Annotated in this window: 1 protein-coding gene; it reads left to right on the top strand. The window is 43.7% G+C overall.

The window, feature by feature from the left end; genetic code table 11:
• Window positions 1-53 precede the first annotated feature (53 nt).
• A partial coding sequence (locus A3762_RS20120) for a GAF domain-containing protein (RefSeq protein ID WP_197469437.1) occupies window positions 54-1,860 on the top strand: 1,807 nt, incomplete at its 3' end.

The following is a 1,860-nucleotide window of genomic DNA, read 5'->3' as shown; positions in this document are numbered from 1 at the left end:
TATTACTCGCGGCGCAAAACTTTAACTCTATGCGGTCGGCTATTCAGAAGAAGATGGCAGATCTAGCAAAACTTAATAAAATCGGCGGTACCTTAGCCGGTGCGCAGAGCCAAAACACTGCATTGGAAGAAGTACTTCAGAGTATGCATGAAAAGATGGGCGTGAGTGCAGGTTCGGTTTATTTAACTAACGAAAAGCAAGAGCTAGTCGTTAAGGCGCATTTCCCACCGAAAGCTATTTCAGCCGATGTTGAGCCTACAAGCTTTGAGCTTGGTGAAGGTATTATTGGTAAGGCTGCAAAATCTAAGCAAATTATCTTTGTTCCTAATACTGAGAAAGACAAGTCTTATGTTCAGGGTGAGCAAGAAGTAGCACCTAAAGCACTTTTATGTGTTCCGCTTATAGATAAAGACATGCTAGTTGGTGTGATCAATTTATCTGGAGACGTAAAGCAGGTGAGTTTTGCCGATAGTGATTATGAGTACGTGTCCTCTGTTGCTCAGTCACTTGTTACAACAATTAAAAACATTCGTATGCGTGAAGTGATCGAAGAGCATAATCGTACTCTTGAAGCGAAAGTTGAGGAACGTACGGCTGCGCTACATCAAAAGAACCAAGACATCGCAAATATGATGGCAAACATGCACCAAGGCCTATTTACAGTGACCGAAGGTGGTGTGGTGCACAAAGAGTATGCGGCGTATCTGGAGCAGATTTTTGAAACAGATCGTATCGCTGGACGAAATGTAAATGATCTTCTTTTCGCGAATACAACACTAGGCTCTGATGCGCGAGATCAGAACATTACTGCAGTTGATGCGATTGTTGGTGAAGACGAAATGATGTTTGAGTTCAACTCACATTGTCTTGTGAATGAGATGACCATTGGTTTCGATGATGGTCGTGAAAAAGTTCTCGAGTTGGACTGGGATCCAATCGTGAATGATGATGTGATCGAGCGTCTGATGATTACTGTGCGCGACGTAACTGAAATCCGTGCCCTAGAGCTAGCGGCGCAAGGTCAGAAGCGTGAGTTGGAATTAATTGGTGAAGTGCTTGCGATCGATGCAGCGAAATTTGCTGAATTCCTCCGTAGTTCTAAGCAGTTCATGGCGGCATGTCAGCAGGCTATTAAGAACAACGCTGGAAAATCTGCGGATGTTATTGCCGAGCTATTCAGAAATATGCACACCGTTAAGGGTAATGCGCGTACGTATGGTTTGAGTTATTTGACTGACGTAGTGCATGAAGTTGAATCTACTTATGATGCTTTACGTAATGATGATTCGCGTGAGTGGAAGCAGAATGAATTACTCGAAGAGTTGCGTGAAGCGCAAGAGATTCTTGCTGAGTACGACACGATTTATCATGACAAGCTAGGTCGTGATGGTGTTGCAGCACAAGGTGTAAATCTAGACTCAGAACGCGTAGCTTCGTGGTTAGATAGCATTAAGCGTCTTACTGAAAAATCGATGGACAACGATGTACAAGAAGTTGTTTCAGAAGCCTATAGCATGTTGCTTTCTATCGAATCTAAAACCTTGTCTGAGGTGATCTCTGAGCCTTTAAGTTCGCTCGCGTCAATGGCTGAGCAGCTTGATAAGCCCGCACCAGAAGTTCGTGTAAACGATGCAGAGTTGTTTATTGATGGCCGCGTTCACAGCATGATGAATAATATCTTTATGCATGTGTTGCGTAATGCAATGGATCACGGCATTGAAGGTGCGACAGAGCGTGCAGAGAAGGGTAAGAACGAAAACGGTCTTATCTCGATTAATACGCAAGTGAATAAACAGAACGCCGAATTCATTGTTTCAGACGATGGTCGAGGTATCGCGATTGCGAAAATTCGTTCATTAG

This window comes from Oleiphilus sp. HI0125 (assembly GCF_001635355.1).
This window is presented reverse-complemented; position numbering and strand designations above follow the sequence as displayed.